We start from the raw sequence: 2,410 nt of genomic DNA on the forward strand, positions 1-2,410 counted from the left end.
GTAATACGGGTACGGAAGGTTCAGGCGGCTTGAGCGGCTTCAGCGTCGCGGCGCCAGTTCCACGGCAGCAGTTCATGCAGCTGCTGTGCGGAATGGTTCGGGAGACGTTCGAGGGCGTCGGCGAGCCAGGCCTTCGGATCGACATCGTTCAGGCGGCAGGTGATGATGAAGGAGAACATCATCGCCGCGCGCTCGCCGCCGCGTTCGGAGCCTGCGAAAAGCCAAGACTTCCTGCCCAAAGCAACGCCGCGCAGGGAACGTTCGGCGGCGTTGTTCGTCATGCAGATGCGCCCGTCATCCGTGAAGAGTGCGAAAGAGGGCCAGCGCTTCAGCATGTAGTTGAGCGCCTTTGCGACCGGCGACTTCGCCGACAGCTTCGCGCGTTCGTCCGTCATCCATTTATGCAGTTCGTCGACGAGCGGTTTGACGCGCTGCCGGCGCACGGCGAGACGGTCAGCGGCGCTCTTGCCGGCGATCTCGCGTTCGATGTCGAAGATGGCGTCGATGCGCTTTACGGCCTCGAAGGCGACGGGCGATATGACGAATTTGGGTTCGCGCGCGCTTTTGGCGATATCGGCGAGTTCAAACAGCTTCCGGCGCCCATGCGCCCAGCAGGCGCATTCATAGATCGGTCCCGGTTTGCGGCCCGGCGCATAGAGCGGGACGAACCCGCTGAAAGCGTCAGCCTGCAGAAGACCGGAGAAGGCCTCCAATTGCCGTTGCGGATGCTCGCCCTCGCGATTGCGCGAGAAGTAGAAGACCGCCGCCGGCGCCGCGGCGCCGCCGAACGGCCGGTCGTCGCGCACATGGGTCCAAAGACGCGCGGTGATGGTCTTGTTCCTGGCGAGGAGCGGCACGGTGGTGTCGTCGCAATGAAGACGTTCGGCCGAGAACATATGCGCCTCGATCAGCTCAAAGAGCGGCCGCAGCGCCGAGGTTGCAGAACCCACATGGTCGGCGAGCGTCGACAGCGAAAGATCAATTCCCTCGCGCAGAAACTCCTCGCTCTGACGATTGAGCGGCTGGTGCAGCGCGAACTTGTCATAAACGATCATGGCGAGGAGCGACGGGCCGACATGGCCGCGCGGGATCGCGTGGAACGGCGCCGGCGGCTGGCTGATCTGCTCGCACTCCCGGCAGGTGAACTTCTCACGCACCGTCTGGCGCACTTTGTATTGGCGCGGAACGGCTTCGAGGGTCTCGGTGACGTCCTCGCCGATCTTCGACAGCCGGGTGGAGCCGCAGCAGGGGCACTGGGCCGGGCCCGGCACGACGACGCGTTCGCGTTCAAGATGCGGCGGAAACGGCTTCTTGCGCGCCGGACGGCGCCGTCGCGGCGGGGCGCCGGGATCGGCGTTGCGCGCGGCTTCGTCCGCCGCGATCTCGTCTTCGGCGGCGCTGGCTTCGAACTCTTCGAGCTGCAGCTCCAGTTGATCGATGAGGCGCGCGGCGCGCTCCGATTTTTGCCCGTATTGTTCACGGCGGGCTTTGGCGATCTGCAAACGAAGGTCTTCGATGATCGCCATGGTCGCGCTGAGCTTCGCCTTGGCGACAGCCGCCTCGGCCTCGGCGCGCGCCGCATGTGCTTCGGCGTTGATCGCGCGCGTTTCCATGGCCGCGGCTTTGGCTTCCGCCGCTGCGAGCGCGGCGCGCAGCGTGTTGATGTCTTCCGATGCGGAAACCATGTCGGCCATGAGCGGAGGAAAGCATGACTCGCGTCATTCTCTGCGCACAAAGATGCAACCGATTCAGAATGCCGCAGCGCGAATCAGCCGGCGCGGCGTCCTCTTCGCGCGTCGCGCACGGTGCGCCATTCGAGACCGTCGAGCAGCATGGCGAATTGCGCCGACGTCATCGGCGCCGTACCATCCTTCAGGCTCGGCCAGGCGAAAAGGCCCTCTTCCAAACGCTTCGAGAAAAGGCAAAGCCCGTGGCCGTCAGCCCAAAGAATTTTTATGTAATCGCCGCGGCGGCCGCGAAACACGAACCCATGTCCCGACCAGGGATCCATGCGCATTTGCTCCTGCACCATCAGCGACAGGCCGTTGAAGCCGCGGCGCATGTCGGTGCGGCCGAGCGCGATCCAGATCTTCGTATTGGGCGGAACGGCGATCATCGGCGCAGCACCCTGAGCGTGCGGTCGAGCAGCGCCGGATCGACGCGCGCGTCGAAAGACAGCTTCTCGCCTGTCGGCAGCGAGAAGATCATCGCCGTAGCGACGTCGCCGACGGCCGCCTCAACGCCCTCGCCGGCAGACGCGTCCGTGACGACGACAGGCACGAAGCGCGGTCCCGCGCCGGCGTCGTCCGTCTCCGTCAGACGGCCTTCACGCGCGGCCCGGCGCCAGGCGTGCAGCTCTTCGCCGCGGATCCCGTGCCGCCGCGCAACCGCCGACATGGTCGCCCCCGGC

General features: G+C 65.8%; 3 protein-coding genes. All 3 read right to left on the minus strand.

What is annotated here, in order from left to right; translation table 11 throughout:
• Nucleotides 1-20: 20 nt before the first annotated feature.
• The gene (tnpC, locus tag CW354_RS04800) at nucleotides 21-1,685 is read right to left on the minus strand and encodes an IS66 family transposase (protein WP_104828935.1); all 1,665 of its coding nucleotides are present in this window, start codon (nucleotides 1,683-1,685) and stop codon (nucleotides 21-23) included.
• An 83-nt stretch (nucleotides 1,686-1,768) separates the two neighbouring features.
• Nucleotides 1,769-2,116, minus strand: coding sequence for an IS66 family insertion sequence element accessory protein TnpB (gene tnpB, locus CW354_RS04805; RefSeq protein WP_104828934.1), 348 nt, complete (start codon nucleotides 2,114-2,116; stop codon nucleotides 1,769-1,771).
• Nucleotides 2,113-2,410 (minus strand): transposase (locus tag CW354_RS04810; protein ID WP_165793526.1); only part of this gene is annotated, 298 nt, incomplete at its 5' end. The genes CW354_RS04810 and tnpB, both read right to left, overlap by 4 nt.

The organism is Hyphococcus luteus (genome assembly GCF_002943565.1).
GTDB classification, from domain to species: Bacteria; Pseudomonadota; Alphaproteobacteria; order Caulobacterales; family Parvularculaceae; genus Hyphococcus; species Hyphococcus luteus.